19 protein-coding genes and 1 pseudogene are annotated in these 23,869 nt (G+C 72.1%); 9 read left to right on the top strand and 11 right to left on the bottom strand.

Annotated elements, in window-relative coordinates; translation table 11 throughout:
• Positions 1 to 15 precede the first annotated feature (15 nt).
• The gene (locus ACWGKJ_RS24330; protein WP_385023401.1) at positions 16 to 672 is read left to right on the top strand and encodes a TetR/AcrR family transcriptional regulator; all 657 of its coding nucleotides are present in this window, start codon (positions 16 to 18) and stop codon (positions 670 to 672) included.
• Positions 673 to 722: 50 nt separating this feature from the next.
• Here the strand turns inward: ACWGKJ_RS24330 and ACWGKJ_RS24325 are convergent, their stop codons facing one another.
• From ACWGKJ_RS24325 to ACWGKJ_RS24315, 3 genes are all read right to left on the bottom strand, one after another.
• Positions 723 to 1,805 carry a Zn-dependent alcohol dehydrogenase gene (locus ACWGKJ_RS24325; RefSeq protein ID WP_385023399.1) on the bottom strand — a complete coding sequence of 361 codons (1,083 nt, stop codon included), beginning with the start codon at positions 1,803 to 1,805 and terminating at the stop codon, positions 723 to 725.
• Positions 1,806 to 1,822: 17 nt separating this feature from the next.
• Positions 1,823 to 3,217, bottom strand: coding sequence for an aldehyde dehydrogenase family protein (locus ACWGKJ_RS24320; protein ID WP_385023397.1), 1,395 nt, complete (start codon positions 3,215 to 3,217; stop codon positions 1,823 to 1,825).
• Positions 3,218 to 3,489: 272 nt separating this feature from the next.
• Positions 3,490 to 4,095, bottom strand: a complete 606-nt coding sequence (locus tag ACWGKJ_RS24315; protein ID WP_385023395.1) for a TetR family transcriptional regulator — start codon at positions 4,093 to 4,095, stop codon at positions 3,490 to 3,492.
• A 102-nt stretch (positions 4,096 to 4,197) separates the two neighbouring features.
• Between ACWGKJ_RS24315 and hmgA the strand changes: the two genes are divergently transcribed.
• The 5 genes from hmgA to ACWGKJ_RS24290 all read left to right on the top strand — a co-directional run bounded on the left by hmgA (position 4,198) and on the right by ACWGKJ_RS24290 (position 10,338).
• Entirely contained in the window at positions 4,198 to 5,571 is a 1,374-nt protein-coding gene (gene hmgA / locus ACWGKJ_RS24310; RefSeq protein WP_385023393.1) for a homogentisate 1,2-dioxygenase, read from the top strand.
• Positions 5,572 to 5,642: 71 nt separating this feature from the next.
• Positions 5,643 to 6,392, top strand: coding sequence for a GntR family transcriptional regulator (locus ACWGKJ_RS24305; RefSeq protein ID WP_385023391.1), 750 nt, complete (start codon positions 5,643 to 5,645; stop codon positions 6,390 to 6,392).
• A gap of 163 nt (positions 6,393 to 6,555) precedes the next feature.
• Positions 6,556 to 7,689, top strand: a complete 1,134-nt coding sequence (locus ACWGKJ_RS24300; RefSeq protein WP_385023389.1) for an SPFH domain-containing protein — start codon at positions 6,556 to 6,558, stop codon at positions 7,687 to 7,689.
• A gap of 12 nt (positions 7,690 to 7,701) precedes the next feature.
• Complete coding sequence (locus ACWGKJ_RS24295) at positions 7,702 to 8,862, top strand: hypothetical protein (RefSeq protein WP_385023387.1); 1,161 nt, start codon at positions 7,702 to 7,704, stop codon at positions 8,860 to 8,862.
• A gap of 189 nt (positions 8,863 to 9,051) precedes the next feature.
• Entirely contained in the window at positions 9,052 to 10,338 is a 1,287-nt protein-coding gene (locus ACWGKJ_RS24290; protein ID WP_385023385.1) for a type ISP restriction/modification enzyme, read from the top strand.
• Positions 10,339 to 10,689: 351 nt separating this feature from the next.
• Here ACWGKJ_RS24290 and ACWGKJ_RS24285 read toward each other — a convergent pair whose 3' ends face one another.
• Complete coding sequence (locus tag ACWGKJ_RS24285; RefSeq protein ID WP_385023383.1) at positions 10,690 to 10,953, bottom strand: hypothetical protein; 264 nt, start codon at positions 10,951 to 10,953, stop codon at positions 10,690 to 10,692.
• Between the two features lie 238 nt (positions 10,954 to 11,191).
• Entirely contained in the window at positions 11,192 to 12,001 is an 810-nt protein-coding gene (locus tag ACWGKJ_RS24280) for an SGNH/GDSL hydrolase family protein (RefSeq protein WP_385020154.1), read from the bottom strand.
• 278 nt (positions 12,002 to 12,279) lie between these two features.
• On the opposite strand from ACWGKJ_RS24280, the gene ACWGKJ_RS24275 reads away from it, so the two are divergent.
• Entirely contained in the window at positions 12,280 to 13,374 is a 1,095-nt protein-coding gene (locus tag ACWGKJ_RS24275; protein ID WP_385020157.1) for a DUF5925 domain-containing protein, read from the top strand.
• A 62-nt stretch (positions 13,375 to 13,436) separates the two neighbouring features.
• On the opposite strand, the gene ACWGKJ_RS24270 is transcribed toward ACWGKJ_RS24275, so the two are convergent.
• The 5 genes and pseudogenes from ACWGKJ_RS24270 to ACWGKJ_RS24250 form a co-directional block, all read right to left on the bottom strand.
• On the bottom strand, positions 13,437 to 13,811 hold the full coding sequence (locus ACWGKJ_RS24270) for a GntR family transcriptional regulator (RefSeq protein ID WP_385020160.1): 375 nt from the start codon (positions 13,809 to 13,811) through the stop codon (positions 13,437 to 13,439).
• A 99-nt stretch (positions 13,812 to 13,910) separates the two neighbouring features.
• Positions 13,911 to 14,483 (bottom strand): annotated as a pseudogene (locus ACWGKJ_RS24265) (class I SAM-dependent methyltransferase); the annotation flags it as partial.
• A 214-nt stretch (positions 14,484 to 14,697) separates the two neighbouring features.
• The gene (locus tag ACWGKJ_RS24260) at positions 14,698 to 15,558 is read right to left on the bottom strand and encodes an esterase/lipase family protein (protein ID WP_385020163.1); all 861 of its coding nucleotides are present in this window, start codon (positions 15,556 to 15,558) and stop codon (positions 14,698 to 14,700) included.
• A gap of 226 nt (positions 15,559 to 15,784) precedes the next feature.
• On the bottom strand, positions 15,785 to 16,744 hold the full coding sequence (locus ACWGKJ_RS24255; RefSeq protein WP_385020166.1) for a DNA polymerase Y family protein: 960 nt from the start codon (positions 16,742 to 16,744) through the stop codon (positions 15,785 to 15,787).
• Entirely contained in the window at positions 16,741 to 20,223 is a 3,483-nt protein-coding gene (locus ACWGKJ_RS24250; protein ID WP_385020169.1) for a DNA polymerase III subunit alpha, read from the bottom strand. The genes ACWGKJ_RS24255 and ACWGKJ_RS24250 overlap by 4 nt, the downstream gene beginning before the upstream one ends.
• 149 nt (positions 20,224 to 20,372) lie before the next feature.
• Here ACWGKJ_RS24250 and ACWGKJ_RS24245 point away from each other — a divergent pair, with 149 nt between their 5' ends.
• Positions 20,373 to 21,407 carry a DUF3533 domain-containing protein gene (locus ACWGKJ_RS24245; RefSeq protein ID WP_385020172.1) on the top strand — a complete coding sequence of 345 codons (1,035 nt, stop codon included), beginning with the start codon at positions 20,373 to 20,375 and terminating at the stop codon, positions 21,405 to 21,407.
• Between the two features lie 87 nt (positions 21,408 to 21,494).
• Here ACWGKJ_RS24245 and ACWGKJ_RS24240 read toward each other — a convergent pair whose 3' ends face one another.
• The gene (locus tag ACWGKJ_RS24240; protein ID WP_385034135.1) at positions 21,495 to 22,580 is read right to left on the bottom strand and encodes a S1 family peptidase; all 1,086 of its coding nucleotides are present in this window, start codon (positions 22,578 to 22,580) and stop codon (positions 21,495 to 21,497) included.
• Positions 22,581 to 22,945: 365 nt separating this feature from the next.
• Here ACWGKJ_RS24240 and ACWGKJ_RS24235 point away from each other — a divergent pair, with 365 nt between their 5' ends.
• Positions 22,946 to 23,842 (top strand): alpha/beta fold hydrolase, encoded by an 897-nt coding sequence (locus tag ACWGKJ_RS24235; RefSeq protein WP_385034138.1) that lies wholly within the window; start codon positions 22,946 to 22,948, stop codon positions 23,840 to 23,842.
• Positions 23,843 to 23,869: the final 27 nt, after the last annotated feature.

Here is a 23,869-nt window from a genome sequence, read left to right as displayed (position 1 = left end):
CCTACTATGTGCGCCATGGCCCGCCCACGCAAGCCCCTCCTCAGCAGGGAGCGCATCGTCACGACCGCGAGCGCGCTCGTGGACTCCGAGGGGCTCTCCGCCGTCTCCACCCGGCGGCTCGCCGCCGAACTGGGGGTCAGCGGGCCCTCGCTCTACAACCACTTCCGCACCAAGGACGAGATCCTCGAAGCGGTCGCGGACGCGGTCTCCGCGCAGATCGACCTGTCGATGTTCGACGAGGGCGACGGCCGCGACTGGCGCACCGCGCTGCACGACTGGGCCGTCTCCTACCGGGAGGCCCTCAGCGACCACCCCAACATCGTCCCGGTGCTGGCCCGCGGCCCCGGACGGCGCCCGGCCGGGCTGCGGGTGGCCGACGCGGTCTTCGGCGCGATGGTCCGCGCGGGGTGGCCGCCCGCCCAGGCGACCTACATCGGGGCGCTGATGCGGTACTTCATCACCGGCTCGGCGCTCGGCTCGTTCGCGCGCGGCTTCGTCGACGACGAGACGGCCTACGACCCGGCCGACTATCCGCACCTCGGCCAGGCGCATCTGCTGGCCGAACACCGGCAGAAGGTCGACAACGGCGCCTTCGAGACCGGACTCAGGGCCCTGGTGGACGGTCTCGCCGTGCAGTTCGCGGCCGTCCGGCCGGTCCGGGACGGCGGCTGACGCCGACGGCACGCGTGCGCCGGCCGGTCCGCCGTCCCGCCACCGGGGCCCTACTCGAAGACCACCAGCGCCCGTCCGCCCTTGCCCGCGAGCATGTTCTCGAAGGCGCCGGGGATCCCCTCCAGGCCGATCCGCTCCGTCACCATCGACCCGACGTCGAGCCGGCCCGCCCGGATGTGCCCGGCGAGCACCGGCAGGTCCCGTGCCGGGTCGGAGTTGCCGTAGACGCAGCCGGAGAGCGTACGGCCCCAGTGGAAGAGCTCCAGGGCGTTGAAGGTGACCTGCTGGTCCTTGCCGCCGATGCCGACCACCGTGGTACGGCCGCCACGCCGTGTCGACTCCCACGCCGTACGGATGGTCTCCGCGCGGCCCACGCACTCGATCGCCGCGTCCACGCCGTGGCCGCCCGCCAGCCGGCGGATGTCCTTGGCCGTCGTCCCGGACGCCACCACGAACCCGGTGGCACCGGCGGCCCTCGCCAGCTCCTCCTTGGCCGGGGAGACGTCCACCGCGATGATCTCCGAGGCACCCGCGATCCGCGCGGACTGCAGCGTCGCGAGACCCACCCCGCCGGCCCCGAAGACCGCGACCGTCTCCCCCGGGGCGACCCGTGCCGAGTGGTGGACCGCGCCGTACCCGGTGAGAACCGCGCAGCCCAGCAGCGCGGCATCGGTGAGCGGGATCCCTTCGGGCACCGGCAGGACGCAGTTCGCGGCGACGACCGTCTCATCGGCGAACGCCGCGACATTCAGGCCGGGATGGAGGTCGACGCCGTCTGCCGTACGGGCGTGGACGCGCCCGGCACCCGAGAGCGCGTCGGCGCAGAGCCACACCTCACCGAGCGAGCAGGCATGACAACTCCCGCAGGAAGGCGCCCAGTTGAGAACCACACCGTCCCCGGCGGCGACATGGGTGACCCCTTCCCCCACGGAGACGACGGTGCCCGCGCCCTCGTGGCCGAGCACGGCCGGGACCGGCACCCGCATGGTGCCGTTGGCGAGCGAGAGGTCGGAGTGGCAGACCCCGGCGGCGGCGAGCCGGACCCGGACCTGGCCGGGGCCGGGATCCGGCAGTTCGATGCCGGTGATCTCCAGGGGGGAGCCGGTGGCGGACAGGACGGCGGCGCGGACCATGTGCGGTGCTCCCGGGGTCAGAACTGCAGGGACTTGGTCTGGAGGTACTCGGCGAGACCGTGCGAGCCGAGCTCGCGGCCGACGCCGGACTGCTTGTAACCCCCGAAGGGGGCGAGCGGGTTGAACCGGCCGCCGTTGATGTCGACCTGGCCGGTTTCCATCCGCCGGGCGAAGGCCACCGCCTCGCTCTCCTCACCGGCCCAGACCGCGCCCGCGAGGCCGTAGACGGTGCCGTTGGCGATGCGCAGGGCGTCCTCCTCGTCCTCGTAGGCGATCAGCGAGACGACCGGGCCGAAGATCTCCTCCTGCGCGATGGTCATGCCGGGGGTGACATCGGCGAAAACGGTCGGGCTGACGTAGTACCCCCGCTCGAACGGCGCTTCGGGGCCGCCCGCGACGAGCCTGGCCCCCTCCTCCACGCCCTTCTCGATGTATCCGCGGACGCGGTCCAGCTGCTTGGCGTTGACCAGCGGGCCCATCCGCTCGCCCGGGGCGTACTTGGCGGCGGCGGCAGCGGCGAGGCCGACCGCCTCGTCGTACTGGTCGCGGTGGACCAGCATCCGGGTCCAGGCGCTGCACGTCTGGCCGGAGTTGCCCATGACGTTGGCGACGCCCACCGCCACTGCCCTGGCCAGATCGGCGCTGGGCAGGATGACGTTGGCGGACTTCCCGCCGAGCTCCAGCGCCACACGCTTGACCGCCGCGCCCGCGACCGCGCCGATCTGGCGGCCGACCGCGGTGGAGCCGGTGAAGGAGACCAGGTCGACGCCGTCGTGCCCGGCCAGCGCCTGGCCCGCGACCGGACCGAGACCGGTGACGAGGTTGAAGACTCCGGCGGGCAGACCGGCCTCCGCGGTCGCTTCGGCGAACAGCTGCGCCGTCAGCGGAGTGTCCTCGGCGGGCTTCAGGACGACGGTGCAGCCCGCGGCGAGCGCCGGGGCCACCTTGGCGACGATCTGGTGCAGCGGGTAGTTCCAGGGGGTGATCGCGCCGACCACACCGACCGGTTCGGAGAGGACCTTCGAGTTGCCGACCGTCTCCTCGAAGGGGTGGGCGGCGGCCAGTTCGGCGTACGAACCCGCGACCATCGCAGGCATTCCGGCGTGCACGGCCCGGGAGAACTTCAGGGGTGCGCCCAGCTCGGCCGTGACGGTCTCGGCGATCTCGTCCTGGCGGGCGACCAGCACGTCGCGCAGGGCCCCGATCCTGGCCGCGCGCGCGGCGGGCGCCGTCGCCGCCCAGGCGGGGAAGGCCGCGCGGGCCGCCCGTACCGCCGCGTCGACATCCTCCGGGGTGCCCGCCGGGACATGGCCGATGACCTGCTCGTCCGCGGGGTTCACCACCGCGATCGTGTCCCCGCCCGCCGCGGGCCGCCACTCGCCGCCGATGTACATGCCGTCGTGGGGCTTCATCGCACTCCTCCAGAGCCTGCCGGTGTCGCTGTGCTGTGCCGTATCCCCCGCGCCTCGCCGGAACGGCGCGGGCCGGTGCCGGCCGGGTGGCCGTCGCGAGGGCCGTCACCGCCCAAACTAGCGATGTTAGTTTTCCGGCGCCAGGGGCATCGGAAGCGGACCGGCGTACGGGTCACCGGCGCGCGGACCGGGGCGGGCGCGGGAGCGACCGCCGGAGCAGGGCTCCGGAGAGACCCACCCGTCGGACCGTTCCGGCCCCACCCTCCCCCGCCTCAGTCCAGCACCGGCCCGAGATACGCGTGCAGCAGCTCCCTGACCTCCCCGATCAGCCCCTGGTCGCCCGACGGCTCGGCCCGGAAGGCGAGTTGGAGCAGCGCGTCGGTCGCCTCGACGCCGACGAGCACCTTGCGGCGCAGCCGGTCGTCCGCGGCCCTGCCGAGGTGGGACGCGAGCAGTCCGGTGAGGCGGTCGGCGACCTTCGGGTTGGGTTCGTCCAGCGCCGCGGGCCCGCCGAAGTCGACGAACGCGAATCCGGGGACGGTCCGCCGCATGGCGAGGTACTCGTCCAGTACGGCATCGATCACCCCGCGCCAGTCCGCCGCAGGGAGGACGGTGAGCCGCTCGGTGACCCGGGCCGCGTAACCGTCCAGATTGCGCTGCGCCAGAGCGTCCGCCATCGCGCGCTTGTTCCCGAAGAAGCGGTAGACGGAGCCGATGGGCACGGCCGCCCGCGCGGCGACGGCGCGGGTGGACAGCCGCTCGTAGCCGTCCTCGTCGAGGATGTCCGCGCAGGCGTCGAGTATCCGGGTCAGCCGCTCGGCGCTGCGCTGCTGTACGGGGACGCGGCGGAGCGCGTTCGGATCGGGCATGCGTTCCATGATGCCCCGGCGCCGTGTTGCGGCCGGTTTCTCCCCGTTGACGCGCGGTAAGCGCAATCCTACTGTTGAGCATAGGATTCTTTCGGCACCCGGGAGCGAGCGATGACGACCACCGAGCAGGCCAGAGAGACCGAGCGGGCCGCGGCGCTGGAGAGGGCCGGGGAGACGGCCGACGCGCTGGTGTACTCCTCGGGTTTCGGTAACGAGCACAGCACGGAGGCGGTGCCCGGCGCCCTGCCGCACGGCCGGAACTCGCCGCAGCGCGCCCCGCTCGGGCTGTACGCGGAGCAGCTCAGCGGCTCCGCGTTCACCGAGCCCCGCGCGCAGAACCGGCGCTCCTGGCTCTACCGGATCCGGCCGTCCGCAGCCCATCCGCCGTTCGTCCGGATCGACAACGGCACGGTGCGCGGTGCGCCGTTCACCGAGACCGTGCCCGACCCCAACCGGCTGCGCTGGGACCCGCTGCCCGAACCGGCGCCCGGCACGGACTTCCTGGCCGGTCTGTGGACGCTGGGCGGCAACGGCGACGCGAGCACCCGCTCCGGTATGGCCGTACACCTCTACCACGCCAACTCCTCCATGACGGACCGGGTGTTCAGCGACGCGGACGGCGAGCTGCTGATCGTCCCGGAGAGCGGCGGGCTCCTCGTCCGCACCGAACTGGGGCTGCTGAGCGTGCGGCCGGGCTCGGTCGCGCTGATCCCGCGCGGCGTACGGTTCCGCGTCGAGCTGCTCGACGGATCGGTCCGCGGCTATGTCTGCGAGAACTACGGCCGTCCCTTCCAGCTCCCCGACCTCGGCCCGATCGGCGCCAACGGCCTGGCGAACGCGAGGGACTTCCTGGCCCCGGTGGCCGCCTTCGAGGACGACGGCGACGACGGGCGGCCGGTCCAGGTGGTCAGCAAGTACTGCGGCAACCTCTGGGCCGCGGAGTACGACCACTCGCCGCTGGATGTCGTCGCCTGGCACGGCAACCATGTGCCGTACGTGTACGACCTGCACCGCTTCAATGTGATGGGCTCCATCAGCTACGACCACCCGGACCCGTCGATCTTCACGGTGCTCACCTCGCCGTCCGGCACACCGGGTCTCGCCGGGGTCGACTTCGTGGTCTTCGCACCGCGCTGGCTGGTCGGCGAGGACACGTTCCGGCCGCCGTACTTCCACCGCAATGTGATGAGCGAGTACATGGGGCTGATCGAGGGCGCGTACGACGCGAAGACGGCCGGCCAGGGCGGGTTCGTCCCGGGCGGCGGCTCTCTGCACAACATGATGTCCGCGCACGGTCCTGACCGGGAGACCTTCGAGCGGGCGAGCGCCGCCGAGCTGGAGCCGCAGAAGATCGACGACGGACTGGCCTTCATGTTCGAGACGCGATGGCCGGTGACGGCGACCGCGCAGGCGGCGCGCGCCGGACATCTTCAGACCGGGTACGACGAGGTGTGGCAGGGGCTGGCCAGGCACTGGGAGGGCTGAGGGATACTCGCACCACGGTCGCCCGCCGTCCGGTGCCGGCCGGCCGACCGTCCGTACGTACGGAGACCCATGTGACCGCCTTCGCCCCCGATTCGCTGGTCCTGAACCGCAGGCTGCCTCTCTGGTACCAGGTCTCGCAGTCGCTGCGGGCCTCGATACTGGGCCGCCGACCGCAGGATCCGCTGCGGCTGCCCACCGAGGAACAGCTGGCCGGGCACTACCGCGTCAGCGTGCTCACCATGCGGCAGGCCCTCAAGGAGCTGGAGACGGAGGGCCTCATCACCCGGCACCGGCGGCGCGGCACCTTCATCGACCCCGGCGCACGGCCGAGCGCTCCGCGCCGTCTGCTGGGGTCGATCGACGCGATCGTCGCCCAGCAGTCGGGCGAGCGGACGACCGTGCTCAGCCATGGTCCGGTCCCCGTGCCGGGCGAGCTGGCCGAGCACTTCCCCGGTCTCGACGAGGTAGTCGACTACACCCGGCTGCGCTGCGACGGCGAGAGCGGGGAGCCGGTCAACTGGGCGGAGAACGCGCTCCGTCCGGAGATCGCGGCCGCCGTCCGGCCCGGTGATCTGGAGCGCTGGCCGATGACCAAGGTCCTGCGGGACGAGGTCGGGGTGCGGATCAGCCGGATCACCGACACGGTCGAGGCACGGCTCGCGGATCCGGTGACGGCCGAACTGCTCCGGGTTCCGCTGCTCTCGCCGATCCTGCACTACACGGGGGTGACGTACGACGAGGCGGGCCGGGTGGTGGACGTGGCCCGGATCCGGTACCGGGGTGACCGGTTCTCCTTCTCCGTGACGGTCGAAGCGCCCTGACCTGCCGGCAGACCGGTACGGGACCTGCCGACGGGCCGGCACGGGCGTCCTGCCGGCCGGTGCGCGGGGGCGCCTGTGGACAGCCCGGCCAGGTGTCCGAACCGGTTGCTATCGTTCCGTGGCGTGTCAGGCAAGGTGCGAGAACGAGAGCGGGGGAGGTTCCATGGGGCTGTTCGACAGCATCCGCGGAGAATTCATTGACATCGTCGAATGGACCGACGACAGCCGGGACACCATCGTGTGGCGCTTCCCGCGCCATGACAACGAGATCAAGATGGGCGCCAAGCTCGTCGTGCGCGAGTCGCAGACGGCGGTCTTCGTCAACGAGGGCCGGATCGCGGATGTCTTCCAGCCCGGCACCTACACCCTGGAGACGCGGAACCTGCCGCTGCTCGCCACGCTGAAGGGCTGGAAGTACGGGTTCGACTCGCCCTTCAAGGCCGAGGTCTACTTCGTCACCACCCGCCAGTTCACCGACATGAAGTGGGGCACGCAGAACCCGGTCATCGTCCGTGACCCCGAGTTCGGCATGGTGCGGCTCCGGGCCTTCGGCGCCTTCGCCGCGCGGGTGGTCGATCCGGCCGCGCTGCTGCGCGAACTGGCGGGCACCGACCCGCAGTTCCGCACCGAGGAGGTGCAGGAGTACCTGCGGCAGCTGATAGTCGGCAAGCTGGGCAGCGCGCTGGCCAACTCGGGCGTGCCGATGCTGGATCTGGCGACCCAGCAGGAGGCCATCGGCGTGAAGCTGGCGGGTGCGCTCACCCAGGAGCTGACACCGGTCGGTATCGCGGTCCCCAAGTTCATCATCGAGAACATCTCGCTGCCGCCGGAGGTGGAGCAGGCGATCGACACCCGCTCCCGGATGGGCATCGCGGGCAATCTCGACCAGTACACCCAGTTCCAGGCGGCCGACGCGCTCGGCGCCGGGGCGCGGACCCCCGGCAGCGGGGTCGGCGAAGGCATGGGGCTCGGCCTGGGGATGGCAGCCGGTCAGCGGATGGCGGCCGGTCTCGCCCCGCAGCAGTCCGCTGCGGCGCCCGCGCCGGCCGCAGCGCCCGCGCAGGCGGCGGGCCCCCCGCCGCTGCCCGCCCAGGAGCAGTGGTTCATCGGTGTCGACGGCGCCCAGCAGGGGCCTTACGACAGCGCCACGCTGAGCGGTCTGGTGGGCGCGGGCACGCTGACGCGCGCGACGCTCGTCTGGAAGGACGGGATGCCGGGCTGGCTCCCCGCCGACCAGGTGCCCGGGGTCAGCGGGCTCTTCGGGTCCGTGCCGCCGCCGCTCCCCCCGCAGGGCTGAGGCCGGGCGACGATGACCACCGACGATCAGTACACCGGCCCGCCCACCGCGCCCGGCACCGGCCCGGGCGCCGGGGCCGCCGTGTCCGGACCGGCCGCCTCCCGGTCCTACCCCTGCCAGGCGTGCGGCGCCACCGTGGAGTTCGCACCGGGCTCCGACGCGATGCGCTGTCCGTACTGCGGTCAGGAGCAGGCCGTCACCGCTCTGCCCCGGCAGGTGCGCGAGCACAGCTGGGACGAGCTGGCCGCGCTGCCCGCCAAGCCGCGTGACTCGGTGCCCGCGGGCGTGCGGGCCTATGTCTGCCCCGGCTGCGGCGCCCACACCGAGACCGACGACCTCTCCGCCCGCTGCCAGTTCTGTGCGACCGCGCTGGTCGCGGAGCCGGACGCCACCGAGCGTGTGGCGCCCGAAGCGGTGGTCCCCTTCGGCCTGGACCGCAACAACGCACGTGAGGCGCTGCGCAAGTGGACGTCCTCCCGCTGGTTCGCCCCTTCCAGCCTGAAGAAAGTCAGCGAGGCCGAGACGTTCAAAGGCAGCTATCTGCCGCACTGGACGTATGACGCGGAGACGGTCTCCCACTACCGGGGCCAGCGTGGCGAGTACTACTACGTGACCGAGACCTACACCACGGAGGAGAACGGCCAGAGCGTCACCAAGACCCGTCAGGTGCGCCACACCCGCTGGTTCGCCGCCTCCGGGACGGTCAGCCGCGACTTCGACGATGTGCTGGTCGCGGGGACCAACCACGTGGCGACGAAGCAGCTGGACAAGCTGACGCCCTGGCCGCTGGAAGAGGCGAAGCCCTTCCAGCCGGAGTACCTGGCCGGTTTCCAGACCGTGCGGTACGACGTGGAGCCGGAGGAAGGGCTGGTGACCGCCAAGGAGCGGATGGCCAAGGTCATCACGGGCGACTGCCGTTCCGATATCGGCGGGGACGAGCAGCGGGTCCACTCGGTGGACACCCGGTACTCGGGTCTCACCTTCAAGCTGATGCTGCTGCCGGTGTGGTTCCTGACCTATCTCTACGCGGGCAAGAGCTGGCAGGTCATGGTCAACGCACGGACCGCCGAGGTCATCGGCGAACGGCCGTACAGCAAGGGCAAGATCGCCGCCGCGGTGGTGGCCGCCCTGGTGGTCATCGCGGTGATCGTCCTGCTGGTGGTCAGAAAGTAGCGTCCGGCCGCCGCCGACAAGCAGAGAGCGGAACAGCTGGGGCGGGGGAACCGGCAGGCGAGCCTGCCGGTTCCCCCGCTTTCCCGGAGCACGGCGACCGGCCACAGGCTCCGCGGCCTGTCGCCGAAGTGCCGTCGTGGCCCGAAGGGTGGTCGCTCGGCGGGCAGCGCTCCGACGACAGGCCCTAACATGCGGACCGTGACGGATGACGCTCCCCTGCTCGACGATCTGATGCCTTGGTCGGCGCAGTCCCCCCGGCTGGGGCGTGACTGGGTGGTGGCGCCCGACGCGCGTTCGCTCAGGGCACGCTGGGACACCCTGGTACGGGCCGACGGACCCGAACGTGAACGCCTCTTCCGCCCCACCAGGGCCAGGACGCCGGAGAGTTCCGTACCCGCGCTGCCGGGACAGCCCACCGGCACGGGCCGCTTCAGCCGTGAGACGGGACCGTGCCCCGCACCGGTCCGGCTGGGATGCGGTCCGTTCGACGAGCAGTGGCTGATCCCGGACCATCGACTGCTCGACGCGGCCCGCCCGGAGCTGTGGCGGGTCGCCGACGCCCATCAGCTCTTCGTCGTCGAACAGGCCGGGCCCCCCGGGGACGGCGCCGCGCGCAACAGCCCGGCGGGCGGCGGCGGAACCGCACGGGCCGGTACGGCGGCGGACGAGGCCGCCGGGCACCCGGGTCCGGCGCTGCTGGTCTCCGCCGTGCTCCCGGACGGCCGTACCCCGGCGGGCCGGGCGGGCCGGATCAGGCCGCTGCACCGCAGGCCGGGCGGCGCCGAGCCCAACATCGCACCGGGGCTGGCGGATCTGCTCACCACGCGGTACGGCCAGGAGGTCACCGCCGAGCAGATACTCGCCTGGGCGATGGCCGCGGCCGGGCCGGTGCCCGGCGGGTGCGCCGTACCGCTCCCCGCCGACCCGGAGCTCTGGTCGGCCGGAACCGCACTGGGAGGTCAACTGCTGCGGATCCAGCTGCGCGGGGCGCGCGGCGGTGACCGGCCCCGGCTGCCCGGTGGCCGCCGGCCCTATGTGCGGGCAGCCGTCCCGCCACGGCCCGGGGCACTCGCGTACGACCCCGACGAGGAGACCCTGCTGCTCGGCACCGGGCGTATCTCACCGGTTCCGGCCACTGCATGGGACTTCACGGTGGGCGGTGTGCGGGTGCTCGATCTGTGGTTCGGGCGCAGGAACGCTCCGGCGGAGCCCGGCACGCTGGAGGCGCTGCGCCCGTCCGGCTGGCCCCCCGAGTGGAGTTCCGAACTGCTCGAACTGATCACCGTGCTGGCTCTGCTGGCCGGGCTCCGCTCCGAACAGCGGGAGTTGCGGCGGAAGCTGGCGTCGGGCCCGCGGATCGGGCGGGCAGAACTGGAGGCGGCAGGTGTCCTGCCGGTCCCCGCGGCGGCCCGCCGCCCCGCATCGGTGCTCGACCACCACGAGGAGGGGCCGGAGGGCCAGTTCGCCCTGGTGTGACACGGCCGTTACCGCTGTTTGGTGATGACACCGGCTGAAGCCCCCGCGGTCATCGGCGCCACTCGCGGCATCCGTAACGCGCACGGCATCGGCAACGTGTACGGCGTCCGTACCGCGCACGGCATCACGTGCCGCTCGCCATGTCCGTACCTCTCACGGGCGGCCTGCGGGCTGGGGAGGACCCACGGGCCGGACGGGGCCTGGCCGGGTTGAGGCAGGTCGGGGTGGGGAGCCCGGCGAACACACCGACGCACCACTGGACGCCCCGGGGATGACGGGCGGGACGTGAGCAGCGCCGCACGGGACGGTGTGGTCGCCCGGTCGTGGACCGGTCGTTCCGGTTCGGAAGGTTCAGCCGCGGCTGCCGAAGAGCGAACGGCGCAGCCGTCGCAGCGGGGCGAAGAGCTTCACCCGCGCGCCCCTGCCCGTCCTGGAGTGGGCGACATCGCGTGAGGTGAGCTCACGCATCAGGGATGTCGCCTCCGCCGACTCGCGCTGCGGGACGACAGGGCCGCCGAGCACCGAGAGATGGCGGTCGAGGCGCGAACTGGTCGCACCGCTTCCGCATGTGATCGCAGGCACTCGTGGCCTGCTGCGCATTGCTATCTGTTCCATGTCACTCCCCACCCGTACGAGGGCACCCGGCCCCGGGCACAGTAACCCTATCGCCCCTCGGCGGCACTCGTGTATCCCGGGCGCCGGATTCACCTCTGGCATACGGAGGTTGACGGTGACTCTCCGAAGTCACCTGGCCCCGGCCAGAGTTGGCCGGCCCGGTTCCGCCCCGGGCGACGGGGCGGAACCGGGCCGGCCTGAGGCCCCGGACCACCGGGCCTCCTCCGCCGGCGGCGGGTCAGTCCTGCGCGTTGAGCACAGGCAGATAGCCGCCGGACTGGCCGGCCGCCGTCGGGTGGTAGGACTCGGTCAGATTGAGGATGTTCACGCTGTGCAGCCAGCTGTCGGACGAGCAGATCTCGTGTCCGGAGAAGGCGGAGGTGACATCACCGAAGGCGAAACCGTGGTCGGCGGCGCGCTTGGCCGTCACCGCGTTGAGGTGATCGGAGGCCGAGTTGATCGCGCCGCGCTCCTTCTCGCTCAGCCCGGCGATGCAGGTGCCGTTCAGCTGGTAGAAGCGCGGATAGCCGAGCACGACCACATGCGCCGACGGCGACTTGGCGGAGATCGCCGAATAGACCTTGTCCAGCAGGCCGGGCAGCGTCGAGTCGATGTAGGTGTTGGCGGTCGCGAGCGCCGCGAGACAGGTCGCCTCGGACTTCAGCACACAGGTGGTCATGGTGTCGGCGAAGCCCGCGTCGTTGCCGCCGATGGTGAGGGAGACCAGACCGGTCGAGGAGTTCAGCGCCGAGAGCTGGCTGGAGAGAACGTCACCCGTACGAGCGCCCGAGCAGGCGACGAAGGCGAACGACGAGGGCGAATGGGCGGCGGCCCACAGCTTCGGGTACGCGAGGCTGCTGCGCTTGCAGTCCCCGCTGGCGCTGTCATAGCTGCCGGATCCGACTCCCGCCGAGTACGAGTCACCGAGCGCCACATAGCCGGTGGATGCGGCCGGTTGGGCAGCCTGCGCCGTGCCCACCCCGGTGAGGGCGAGTCCGACGGCGAGGAGAACAGAGGATGAGAAAGTCACAAATCTGGACAATTTCATGGAACCTCCCTGAGGCAGGATTTCCGCCACGTCTGTCGTACCAGCCCACGGCCACCTTCTGGAAGTGTCCATGCCAAGTATTCGATGCTGCGACAGCCTGCGGTCGCCTGGTTGTCAGTGAAGCCCGGCTCCCGGCCGCCCGGGGCACGAACGACTGTGATTCACCCCTTCGGTGACAAGGCGTCAGTGGGCCGGACGGGCGTACGGCGCTCTCGCCGGGAGAGAACGCGCGGCACAAAGCGCGTGCACGGGCCGCCCCGGTGCCGGATCATGGGCGCATGTCCGCAAACCCTGAGGCATCCCTGCCGATCCGGCTCAATGTCGACGACAGCGATTCGCCGTCCGATGTCGTGGACGCGCTGTTCCTCGGCCGCTTCGCCACCGGCGAGCAGCCGTACTCGCACAGTTCGTCGATCGACCGCGTCAAGAAGGGGCTCACCCTGCTGCCGCCCGGCGCGACCGTGCTGCGAGCGGCCCGGGACGACGACCGCAGCGCGACGCTCGCCGAGGGTGAGGGGTGGACGCTGCTCGTCTCGCGCTGGAACCGCGGAGCCGATGTCACGGTCACCGCGGTCAGCGAGGAGCTGGCGGCGAGGGTACTGAAGCAGTCGACGGACGACGCGCAGGACGAACCCGAACCGCAGCCCGAGAACGTCGCCATGGGGTTCTGGTACGTCTCCCCGCGCCGGGGCCCGCACCGCACCACCCGGCAGATCGCGGCCGGTACCTGGGAGGAGGTGCGGGCCAACTACACGGCGCCGGTGGCCGACGCGCTGGGCGGCCTGATGAAGGTCACCCCCGACGACATCTCGGGACGGCTGCTCCTGCTGCACGGTCCGCCGGGCACCGGGAAGACGTCGGCGCTGCGCACCCTGGCCCGCTCCTGGCGCGACTGGTGCCAGGTGGACTGCGTGCTCGACCCGGAGCGGCTCTTCAGCGACGTCGGCTATCTGATGGACATCGCCATCGGTGAGGACGACGGTTCGGCGAAGGGGCGCTGGCGGCTGCTGCTCCTTGAGGACTGCGACGAGCTGATCCGCGGTGAGGCCAAGCACACGGCGGGGCAGGCGCTGTCACGGCTGCTGAACCTCACGGACGGCCTGTTGGGCCAGGGCCGCAATGTCCTGGTGGGCGTCACCACCAATGAGGACCTGGAACGACTGCACCCCGCCGTGGTGCGGCCGGGCCGCTGCCTGGCCCGGATCGAGGTCGGTCCGCTGACCCGTGCGGAATCGACGGCGTGGCTGGGGACCGACGAGGGCGTCGGCCGGGACGGCGCGACGCTCGCGGAGCTGTACGCGCTCCGGCGCGGCGCGGGGCCCGCGTCCGTCCCCGCACAGGAACGGGGCGCGGACGCGGGGCTGTACCTGTAGGCGACGGCACCGGTAGCCGCTGCCGTGCGTACGTGCTGAACGCCGAAAACACTCCGGCCGGGCTACTTCCCGTACGCCGCCCGCAGCGCGTCGTCGACCGCGGTGCGGGCCGCTTCGGGAGCGAGGCCCAGCCGCAGGACCCGCTCGGCGAAGGCCCGTGCCGCCTCCGCCGCCTCCCGTTCCGCCGCGTCACCGGCGGCCGCCACGAAGGTGCCGTTGCGGCCGCGGGTCTCGATCACGCCGTCGGCCTCCAGCGCCCGGTACGACTTGGCGACGGTGTTCGCGGCGAGCCCCAGCTCGTCCGCCAGGCCCCGCACCGTCGGCAGCCGGTATCCCGCGGGAAGCTTCCCCGAGCGGGCCTGTCCGGCGATCTGGGCCCGCACCTGCTCGTACGGTGCAGTGGCGGCGTCCGCATCAATGTTGATCTTCAGAGTCACCCCGCGATTCTCCCTTACCGGGGGCCCGCCACCCCGGCGGCAGCCCTCAAGGGAAAGGGGAGGTGGTCCGCCGGGCCCCCGCCGCCGCTTCCCGGTTCAGGCCAGCGCCACCAGTACGTACCGCTCGTCGTCGACCTCCTTGCCCCAGAGGGCCGGGTCGGCCGAGAGCAGTTCGTGGTGCACGGATGCGGTGAGCGGGTCGAGCGCCGCCATCAGCTGGCCCGCGGAGAGTCCCACTCCGGCCCAGACGCCCTCCACAAGGACCAGCCTGCCGCCCGGGTTGAGCAGTGAGCACCAGTGCTTGAGCGCCGCCTCGAAGTCGGGCAGCAGCCACACCACATGACGGGCCAGCACCACGTCGAAGGTCCGCTCGCCGACAGGCGGCTGTGCCGCGTCGCCCACCAGCACCTCGGCGTCCGTGCCGGCCAGTTTGGTCCGTGCCAGCTCGGCCATCCGGGGCGAGAGGTCGACCGCGGTCACCCGGTGCCCCTGGTCGACCGCGAGCCGGGCGAGGCTGCCCGTCCCGCAGCCGACATCGAGGATCCCGGCCGGCTCGCCCGGCAGCCATCTCTTCAGCCGCGCCGCCCATGCGTCACGCACCCCGGCGTCGCGCAGGCCGTGGTCGGCCTCCTCGTCGAAAGTGTCGGCCGCGGCATCCCAGTTGATCGTCATGGTCCGATGCTCTCAGCTCCCACCGACAATCCGGCTGATCACATGCCCGGCGAAACATATGTGTATCTCCCGGCGTCAATCGGGCAGTTCACGCTCACACCGTGCACGCGGTGCGCGGTTCCGGTGCCTCGGCGCGTCCGTATACAACCGGTGCGGTGCCCCCGCCCCCGCCCGGGAACCCGAGGGAGGGGACACCGCATCCGGCGGCCCCGCCCTAACCGACGGCGGAGGCGCAGGTGGTGGGGGTGGCGTGCGCGGGGTCGAGGGCGTTGGCGACCTCGTGGTACGCGATCCGGTCCGTCAGGCCGATGGTGACGTGCTCGGAGATGTCGGCGGCGCACTTGTCCTGGAGCAGTACGTTGTTGACGTCCGGGCCGCTGAGGAACTGGGTCTTGTAGGGGGTGACCACCTCGTCGTACTTGGTGGCGATGACGGTGTAATGCACCCCGGGCACCGTGTCGGGCACCGAGTTGAGCTTGTTGACGAAGGGCGAGCCCGCGACCTGGTCGGTGAGGCCCGGTGCGCCCTTCTTGAGAATGTCGGCGGCGCCGGGGAAGTACGGCAGCAGCTTGGTGAGCCCGGACAGCGTGGTGCCGTGATTGTCGGGGGCGATGCCGGTCATCGAGTTCACCTTGGCCGCCCCGCCGAGGAACTTGATGTAGTAGTTCGGCATCATGCCGCCCTGCGAGTGGCCGACGATGTCCGCCTTCGGGGTGCCGGTCGCCGCGAGCACCTTGTCGACGAAGGTGGAGAGCTGGGCGGCCGACTGGTCGACCGGGGCGAGCCCGTCGAAGAGGGTCTCGCCGGGGAGCTGTCCGTAGTCGAGGGAGAAGACGCAGTATCCGCGGTCGACCAGGTACGGGGCGAGCACCAGCCAGTTGTCGGCCGCGTTCCCGAAGGTGCCGGGGACGAGGACGACCGGCCTGGGGTGGGCCGCGGACGGTTTGCAGGAGTAGTTGTTCCATCCGCTGCTGGGGGCGGCGGCCTGCGCCGTCGTGGCGGCGGGGACCGCGGCGGCGGTGACCGCCAGCGCCAGCGCGGGGAGGGCTCCGAGCGCACGCTTCCAGGGCATCATCGGGTGATCTCCTTGCGACTCAAGGGAGTGACGACGGATGTTCGCCCTGCGGCCCGGACCACAAGAGTGTTCTGTACACGCCAAATTACGCGCGAGTAGGGTAGCGGGGGAAGTTACGCGTCAGTAAAGAACTGATGGAGGACCAGGGAGGGTCAGGGAGAATCAGAATGATCTCCGCGGTCCACGACCGTACAGCTCATGGCACCGCACCTCATGGCACCGCGCCTCACGAGACCGCGGCCCGCCGGGCGGTCCCGAGCGCCCCCGGCATGATCGCGCCGGGTCCGAAGCGTGCCCGCGCCCGGTCGGCGACCGCCTCGATCCGGCGTGCCCTGTCGTCGGCGGGGTCGAACATCAGCTGATGGGCGGCGTGCTCGGCCGGTGACAGCCCCTCCGCACGCAGCGCGATCGCACGCACCCTGGCGCGCTGCAGCCCGAGCGAGTCATGGACCGCGTACGCCGCGGAGGTGAGCGCGGCCGAGTGCGCGGTCCGCTCGCGCAGGGTGCGTCCGCGGGTGGTGGTGGACCGGTCGGCGTACCGCACGGTGAGCGCCAGCGCGCCGCACACCTGCCCCTCACGGCGCATCCGGGCCCCCAGCTCCTCGGTGAGCGAGAGCAGGGCCACCCGCTGCCGGTCACGGTCCAGTTCGTCGCGGGGGAAGGACCGTTCGGACGAGACCGAGCGGGCCGCCGCGTTCGGTACGACCCGCGTACGGTCGATGCCGCGCGCCCGCTCCTGGAGTTCACGCCCGGCGCGCGCTCCGGCGATCCGCTGGAGGGTGGCGAGGGGGGCGGTGGCGATCCTGCCGATGGAGTCGAGCCCGTACGAGCAGAGGGTGCGGGCCAGCTTCGGCCCGACCCCCTGGAGCGCGGCGGCGGGCTTGTCCGCGAGGAACGTACGGGCGTCACCGGCCACCAGGGTCGTCCCCGGCCGGGCCTCCCGCGCGGCCATCCGGGCCAGCAGCGGATTGGCGCCCACGCCGATCGCGCAGTCGAGACCGTGGTGGGCGAGCGCCCGCACCCGCAGCAGCGCCGCGAGTTCGGTGGCGCCGCGCCCGAAGTACCGCTGTGCGCCGCCCACATCGATGAGCGCGGCATCGGGCGGGAAGGCCTGGACCACCGGGGTGAGGTCCTCGATCAGGCCGAGCGGCAGGGCCTCGGGAGTGAACCGTACGGAGAGGATCATCCCGCGCTCCCCTGGCTGGAGTGCCAGAGCTTGCGCCCGGTGGCGTTGGGGTCCCCGGCGGGCCTGAGGTCGGCCCAGGGGTTCATCTCGTAGCCGGTGGAGTGGCGGATACGGCGGCCGGTGCCGTCCGTTGCCTCCGTACCGCCTCCGCCCCCGCCGTCCGCGCCGTCCCCGCCGCCCGGCGCGGGCGCGGCCAGGGCGGCGGCGACGGCGTCGAGGCCGCCGGTCCGCCGCAGCTCCACCAGGTCGGCCAGGTTCCAGGCCGCCGAGCCGACCACGCTGAGGCTGCGCGGCCCGCGCCGCTGCACCACTCCGCGCACCAGCAGCAGCCAGGAGTGGAAGACGGTGTACGCGCACGCGGCATGGCTGTCGTCGAAGAAGGCGAGGTCGACCAGGCCCGTGCCGTCGTCCAGGGTGGTGAAGACGACCCGGCGCCCGGAGCGTACCGGCGGGGTCTGGGTGGCGGCCTTGGCGCCCGCGACCAGGACGCTCTGCCCGTGTTCGGCGGAGCGCAGCCGCTGGGCGGAGAGCGCGCCCAGCTCCTTCAGGAAGGCGTAGTGGTCCTCCATCAGATGGCGCGAGGAGTCCATGCCGAGAACACCGAGTTCGGCGCTGAGCCGCTCGGCGTCGCTGAGGTCGGGCAGTCCGGCCGGTGCCGTGTTCCGCCCTTCGCCCAGGGCGAGTTGGCCACTGTGCGCGGATCCGCCGCGGCCGGGGTGCGCTCCCGCGTGCAGTTCGGATATGTGCAGCAGCAGGTCCCGCCGGTTGGCGCCGAACGCGTCCAGCGCGCCGACCTGGGCGAGGCGCTGGGCGACCGGCTTTCCCGGCCGGGCACGCTGCCAGAAGTCCAGCAGCGAGGAGTAGGGCTGCTCCGCCTCGATCCGGCCGGCCTCGGCCTCACTGATGCCGTGGACGTCGGAGAGCGCGAGGCGGACCCCGAAATTACCGGACACCAGTTCGATACGGTGAGCGACCGCCGACCGGTTGACGTCCAGCGGGAGCACCGGGACCCCGCGCCGCCGCGCGTCCGCCAGCAGCAGCCGCTTCGGGTACATCCCGGGGTCATGGGTGAGCAGCCCCGCGTAGAAAGCCGCGGGGTGGTGTGCCTTGAGCCAGGCGGACTGGTAGGTCGGCACGGCGAAGGCCACCGCGTGCGCCTTGCAGAATCCGTACGCGCCGAACGCCTCGACGATCTCCCAGGTGCGCGCGGTGACATCGGGCGCGTAGCCCCGCTCCGCCGTAGCCGCGGCGAACCAGGCGCGGATCCGGCCCTGCCACTCGGGGTCGGAGAGCCTGCGCCGCGCCTGGTCCGCCTCGTCCCGGCCGCAGCCCGTCATGATCCGCAGGATCTCGATGATCTGCTCGTGGAAGACGACGACCCCGTACGTACCGCTCAGCGCCTCGGCGAGGTCGGGGTGCGGGAAGCGGACCGGCGCCCGGCCGTGCCGGGCCTCGATGAAGGGGCGCACCATGTCGGCGGCGACCGGACCCGGCCGGAACAGCGAGATGTCGACCACCAGATCGTCGAAGGTGGCGGGCTGCAGCCGTCCCACCAGGTCGCGCTGGCCCGGCGATTCGATCTGGAAGCAGCCCAGGGTCTCGGTGGAGCGGATGAGCGCGTACGTTCCGGGGTCACCCTCCGGCACCTGTGCGGGGTCGTCCAGATCGAGCCGATCCCCCGTGGCCCGGCCGATCTCGGCGACGGCGTGGGCCATCGCGGACTGCATCCGCACCCCCAGCACATCGAGCTTGAGCAGCCCCAGGTCCTCCACGTCCTCCTTGTCGAACTGGGACATGGGGAAACCCTCGCCGCTGGTCGGCATCACGGGCGTCCGGCGCAGCAGGGAGGCGTCCGAGAGCAGCACCCCGCACGGGTGCATGGCGACTCCGCGCGGCAGGGCGTCGAGCCCTTCGACCAGTTCCCACAGCCGCCCGTACTTCCCGGCATCCCGCTCCGACTCCTCGGCCACGGCGCGTAGTTCGGGCAGCTCCGCCATCGCCGCACGGGCGTCGCGGGCGCGGATGTGCGGGAAGGCCTTGGCCAGCCGGTCGGTCTCCGCCGGGTCCATGGACAGGGCGGCGCCCACGTCCCGTATCGCGTGGCGCACCCGGTAGGTCTCCGGCATGGCCACGGTGGCGACCCGCTCGGCGCCGAAGCGGCCGATGATCGCGCGGTAGACGTCGAGCCTGCGGGCCGACTCGACGTCGATGTCGATGTCGGGCAGCGCGAGCCTGCGGCGGGAGAGGAAGCGCTCCATCAGCAGCCCGTGCTCGACGGGGTCGGCGTTGGCGATGCCCAGCAGATGGTTGACGAGGGAGCCCGCGCCGGAGCCGCGGGCCGCGACCCGGATGCCCATCTCCTTCACATCGTCCACGACCCGGGCGACGGTCAGGAAGTACGAGGCGTGGCCGTGGAAGGCGATGATGTCCAGTTCGTGGTGCATCCGCTCCCAGTACTCGCGTCTGCGGTCGTAGCCGCGCAGCACCATGCCGGCGGCGGCCCGGGAGGCGAGTACGCGCTGGGCGGTGCGGTGTCCGGCGCCGACGAGGCGCGGTTCGGGGAAGTGGACGGTGCCCATGCCGAGGTCGTCCTCGGCGTCGACGCTGCACGAGGCGGCCAGGGCCTGGGTCTCCTCGATCAGCCGGTGCGCGGTGTCCCGGCGGAAGCCCGCCGCCTCGGCGATCCGCTCGGCGGTACGGAACATCTCACCGGCGTCCTTGAGCCAGCGCTCACCGCTGTCGAGGCCCTTGCGCGGATCGACGGGCACCAGCCTGCGGGCGGCGTCGAGGACGTCGGCGACCGGGCCCTGCCCCGGGTCGGCGTAGCGGACGGCATTGGTCAGTACGGGGCGTACGCCCTGCTCGGCGGCGAAGCCGAGCGTACGGGCGGCGAGCCTGAGCGAGCCGGGTCCGGTGCCGCTCAGCCCGTGATGGACCGCTTCGAGGCGCAGCGCGTCGCCGTGGATCTCGCGCCACGGCCCGAGCAGGGCGGCGGCCCGGTCCGGGCGGCCCGCCGCGAGCGCCCGGCCGACGTCGGAGTCGGGGCCGAGCAGGACGGCGAGGCCGTCCCCGTGGTTCTCGTCCCAGGGCAGCACGGGCCGCCCGCCGTCCGCGTGGGCCACGGTGACCAGCCGGCACAGGGCCGCCCAGCCCACGGCGCCGTCCCGGGCGAGGAAGGTCGCGCGGGGTACGGACTCGTCGATGAACGCCCCGCCGCGCACGGGGGTGCGCGTCCGGTGCGTGGGCCCTTCGGCGCGCGCCCGGCCGCCGATGGCGAGCCGGGCCCCGAACAGCGGCCGCACCCCGGCCGCCGCACACGCCTTGGCGAAGCGGACGGTGCCCGCGAGGGTGTCCCGGTCGGTCAGCGCGATGGCGTCCATGCCCCGCTCGGCGGCCCGCTCGGCGAGCCGTTCCGGGTGGGAGGCCCCGTACCGCAGGGAGAACCCCGAGACGGTGTGGAGATGCGTGAAACCGGGCATCCGCCGCACCTCCTGCTCCGATGATCCAGTCCGTTCCTGATTCTTCTCCCCACCATAGACCACTTTCGAATACCTGTACGATTAACGGAGCGTCAGCCATTCGGCCCTTCCCACCTGCGCAAACGCCCGCGCTACCGGACCGTGGGGCCATGACTTTCCTGGACGAGATGAAGACCGCTGTCACCCCGCGCGCGGCGCTGCTCGTCATCGGCACGCTGGTGCTGCAGCTGCTGTTCATCGCGTCCTATGTGGGGGCTCTGCACAGTCCCCGGCCGAAGGACGTGCCCTTCGGGGTCGTCGCACCCGCGCAGGCGGCCCCGAAGCTGGTCCGCGAACTCAAGGGGCTGCCCGGCGGCCCGCTGGACCCGCGTACGGTCTCCAGCGCCGCCGACGCCCGGAAGAAGATCCTCAACCGTGATCTCGACGGGGCCCTGATCGTCGGCTCCGGCGGCCCGAAGGACACACTCCTGGTCGCGTCCGGCGGCGGGACCGTGCTCTCCTCCTCGCTCGACCGGATCATCACCGGGGTGGAGAAGACCCAGCGGCGGAGCGTACGGACCGTCGATCTGGCCCCCGCTTCGGCCCAGGACTTCGACGGGCTCTCCGCGTTCTACCTCGTCGTCGGCTGGTGCGTCGGCGGCTACCTCTGCGCGTCGATCCTGGCGATCAGCGCGGGTTCCCGGGCCGCCAACGGACAGCGCGCCGTGCTCAGGCTCGCCACCATGGCGCTCTACTCGGTCCTGGGCGGCCTCGGGGGCGCGGTCATCGTCGGGCCGGTGCTCGGCGCGCTGCCCGGCAGCGTCGCGGGGCTCTGGGGTCTCGGCGCGCTGGTCGTCTTCGGGGTCGGCGCGATCACGCTCGCCCTCCAGGCGCTCACCGGCATCGTCGGCATCGGCCTGGCCGTCCTGCTGGTCGTGATCGCGGGCAACCCGAGCGCGGGCGGCGCCTTCCCGCTGCCGATGCTGCCGCCGTTCTGGCATGCGATCGGCCCCTGGCTGCCCCCGGGCGCGGGGACCTGGACGGCGCGCTCGATCGCGTACTTCAGGGGCAACGCCGTCACCGGCCCGCTGCTGGTGCTCTCCGGCTGGGCGGTGGTGGGCACGATCATCACGATCGGTATGTCCGTCTTCCGCGGCAGACCGGCGGCCGCCCCGGCGGTGCGGGAGACGACGCCCAGGACCTGAGAACCGCATCCGGGTACGGCAGAGGCCCGTCCCGTCACGAGGACGGGCCGGGCCCCGGTGTACTGCTGGGGAACCGCTACGGGAGCGTCAGCCGATCTTCGCCCCGAAGGCAGCCAGCGCCGCGGGCACCGGCTGGAAGAACGTCTCACCGCCGGCGGAGCAGTCACCGCTGCCGCCCGAGGTCAGACCGATCGCGCTGTCGCCCGAGAAGAGCGCGCCGCCGCTGTCACCGGGCTCGGCGCAGACATCGGTCTGGATGAGACCGTTGACGACATCGCCGTTGCCGTAGTTGACGGTGGCGTCGAGCCCCTTCACCGTGCCGCCGTGCACCTGCGAGGTGGAACCGCTGCGCTGGACCGCCATGCCGACGGTCGCGTCGGCCGCCTTGGTGATCGGCTGGGTCTTGCCGTTGTAGAGGTCGACCTCGCTCGGGTGCGGGGTGTCCGATGTGTACTTCACCAGGCCGTAGTCGTGGCCAGGGAAGTCGGAGGCCGCGTTGGTGCCGATCTCCGAGCCGCCCTGCGAGTCCGACCAGCTGCTGACGGCCTCGGTGCAGTGCCCGGCGGTGATGAAGTACGGCTGGCCGTCCTTGACCACGTTGAAGCCGAGCGAGCAGCGGGCGCTGGAGCCCCAGATGGCGTCGCCGCCCGCGATGAGCGGCTTGAACTCCCCGGTGCTGCGCTTGAGTTCGGCCTTGGCGCCGAGACCCTTGACGACGCTGTTGAGCTTGGAGAGCTTCGCCCCCGATACCGTACGGTCGGCGGTGACGACGATCTTGTTACTGACCGGGTCCACCGCCCATGAGGTGCCCGGCAGCGATGCCTTGTCGGACAGGGTCTTGCGTGCGCCGGTCAGCTCGGCCATCGAGTTCTGGACGACTCTCGCCCGGCCGCCCGCCTTGCGCACACCCTGGGCCGACGCCTCGTCGAGGACGTTCACCACCAGGTTCTTGCTCTTTGCGTCGTAGTACGAACCGGCCGCGTCCGAGCCCAGTTTGTGGGTCAGTGCCGATGCCAGGTTCCCGGCCGCGGACACGGACAGGGTCTTCGCCGCGGATGCCGGCGCCGCCTCGCTGGCGTTGGCCGTCTGGAAGGTGACGCCCGCTGCGATCAGCGCGGCGGCGCCGGTCGCTGCCGCGATCACTCGGCGCCTGGGTATGCGTCGGTGCTTCAACTTCGACCTCCTGTGGGGGCCGCTTCCGGTCATGTGGGGTGACCGGAAGCGGAGGATGGAGTCGCCCACTATTCCGACAGTCACAGCTCGCACACAAGGTCGGTTCAAGGACGGGCACACGACACCAACAAGGCACCCGCACTCCGTTCACGAATGGAGAGTACCGCCGGGGTATCAAAGCATGGATAAACCTTGGACAGTGACAAATCACCCTCGTGTCCTGCCGCCTGCCGTCCGCTATCCACCGCCGGCGGACCGGATTGCGGCGCACTCCCTTCCGTATCCACACTTTCCCACCAACTCATCACCCCAGAAAACGCGCTGATGGGTAATCATCGGAGCGGAGGGGGATGCCAGTGCACACGATGCATGCGTACGGCACAGAGGGACCGGGGCTGCGCGGACGGGTACGCGCACCGGACGGGCGTCATCTGACGGTGGAGCGTCTCGGCGATCCACGCGGCAGGCCGGTGTTCCTGCTGCACGGCACCCCCGGCAGCAGACTCGGACCCGCCCCACGCGGAATGGTGCTCTACCAGCGCAGGATGCAGCTCATCGCCTTCGACCGCCCCGGCTACGGCGGCAGCGACCGGCTGCCGGGGCGCAGCGTCGCCGATGTCGCCCAGGACGTCGGGGCGATCGCCGACGCGCTGGGGCTGGAGAAGTTCGCCGTGGCGGGCCGGTCGGGCGGCGCACCCCACGCGCTCGCCTGCGCGGCACTGCTGCCGGACCGGGTCACCAGGGCGGCGGCCCTGGTGACGCTCGCCCCCCGGGACGCGGTGGGACTCGACTGGTTCGAGGGCATGGCCGCGTCCAACGTCCGCGAGTACACCACCGCTTCCGACGACCCCGACGGTCTCGCGGCCCGGCTCATCCCGCGCTCGGCGGAGATCAGGAAGAACCCGGTCCGGCTGCTGGACCAGCTCTTCAGCGACCTCACCGACTCCGACCGCCGGGTCGTCAACGACGCGGGCGTACGCGCCATGCTGCTGCGCAACTACCAGGAGGCGCTGCGCACTTCACCGTACGGCTGGATCGACGACGCACTGGCGTTCTCCCGGCCCTGGGGGTTCGACCCGGCCGGGATCCGCAGCCCGATCATGCTGTGGCACGGCGTGAAGGACGTCTTCTCACCGGTAGGCCACTCCCGCTGGCTGGCCCGGCGCATCCCGGGCGCGACGGCCGTGCTCGAACCGGCCGCCGCGCACTTCGACGCACTGCACGCGCTCCCCCGCGTTCTGCACTGGCTGCTGGACGAGTGAGGACCGGGGCGCGCGGCGGGACCGCCG

It is taken from the genome of Streptomyces sp. NPDC054757, from assembly GCF_053612185.1.
This window is presented reverse-complemented; position numbering and strand designations above follow the sequence as displayed.